General features: G+C 43.7%; 1 protein-coding gene. It reads left to right on the top strand.

Annotation, left to right across the window (positions count from 1 at the left end; translation table 11 throughout):
* Positions 1 to 85: 85 nt before the first annotated feature.
* Positions 86 to 1,438, top strand: a complete 1,353-nt coding sequence (locus tag ACTIE0_RS24260; RefSeq protein WP_006621063.1) for an ATP-binding protein — start codon at positions 86 to 88, stop codon at positions 1,436 to 1,438.
* The last annotated feature ends 147 nt before the right edge of the window (positions 1,439 to 1,585 follow it).

Consider the following 1,585-nt stretch of genomic DNA (forward strand, 5'->3'; position numbering starts at 1 on the left):
GCCGACAGTCCCGGACGAAGCCAGAAATAAACATCAATATCCGGCTATGTCCGGTTTTGTTTAAGTTTTATAGAGCATAAATTAAATGTCCCTAAACCTTGGACGATTCTTTCGAGCCTGTAACCCGCGATACACTCTGAATATATCGAAACCTGAAGATCGACAATACTATATTGATTTTTCAACAGTTCGGGGTTCTAATGTAATTCGGGAACTGAAACGGACGATCACCTTTTCTGACCATCAACCTACCTGTCAATTATTTACCGGACATATAGGCTGTGGAAAATCCACCGAATTATCACGATTAAAAACTGAGTTAGAAGCGGATAAATTCCATGTAGTTTACTTCGAGTCTTCCCAGGACTTAGATATGGCAGATGTCGATATTAGTGACATCTTACTGGCGATCGCTCGCCAAGTTTCCCAAAGTTTAGAAAATAGTGGTGTCTGTCTGCAACCCAAACGCTTTCAAGGCATTCTGAAAAGCGCTGCCAACCTTCTGAATACAGAAATTACCAGTTTTCGGAGCAATATTCCCGTCGTCGGTGATATTGGTGTTAGCCAAGACTCCGAGGGTTTTTCCCTATCTTTTGGGATTGGTGAAATTACCGCCAAAGCCAAAGACTCAAGGGATGTGCGATCGCTATTAAGACAACACCTAGAACCCCGAGTTAATAACATTATTGAAGTCATTAACCAGGAATTAATCACCCCCGCTCAACACCAACTACAGCAACGGGGACAAGCCGGATTAGTCGTGATTATTGACAACCTAGATCGCATCGATAATAAAGCCAAATTCGGCATCCGTACCCAACCAGAATATTTATTTGTAGATAGGGGTGAACAACTCAATAAACTTCTGTGTCATGTCATCTATACAATTCCCCTAATTCTCACCTTTTCCAACGATAAAGAAGCCGTTAGCAACCGCTTTGGTTCCCCCGCCAAACTGCTACCAATGGTCAGAGTCAAAGAACGAGACGGTAGCGACTGCGAACCCGGAATTAATCTGCTCAGACAAATGGTATTAGCACGAGCATTTCCAGAATTAAACCAAACCGATCGCCTCCGTGAAATCCCTAAATTATTTGACTCTACCAGCACCCTCGATTATCTCTGTCAGATGAGTGGTGGTCATGTGCGAAACCTGCTAATTTTACTATTTAATTGTCTACAAAAAGACGATCCACCCTTCAGCCGCACCATGATTGAACGGGTAATTAGCGAGAGACGCAACGAATTAGGAAAAGCCATCACCCCCGACGAGTGGGAACTTCTCCGCCAAGTTTCGCAGCAGAAAACCGTCCGAGGAGAGGAAGAATATCAAACTCTCCTCCGCAGTCTATTTGTCTTTGAATATTGCGATCATGATGGTAGTTGGTTTGACCTTAATCCCGTCTTAGAAGGCGCTAAGGATTTTGACAAAGATTAATTACCGCCCCCTCAGAAACCGGGTTTCTTTGCTGAGTTAGAGACCGAGAAACCCGGTTTCTTTCCTGAATTTACCGCCAATCTCCTTGAATAGTAAACGCACCCCAATAATAGGGAGACTGCCATTGACCGGAATTCCACATCTCTA

This window comes from Limnospira sp. (assembly GCF_051859755.1).
Taxonomy (GTDB): Bacteria; Cyanobacteriota; Cyanobacteriia; order Cyanobacteriales; family Microcoleaceae; genus Limnospira; species Limnospira fusiformis.

Coding starts and splice junctions, on each gene's coding strand:
- ACTIE0_RS24260 (WP_006621063.1), top strand. CDS start 86: ATGTCCCTAAACCTTGGACGATTCTTTCGAGCCTGTAACCCGCGATAC.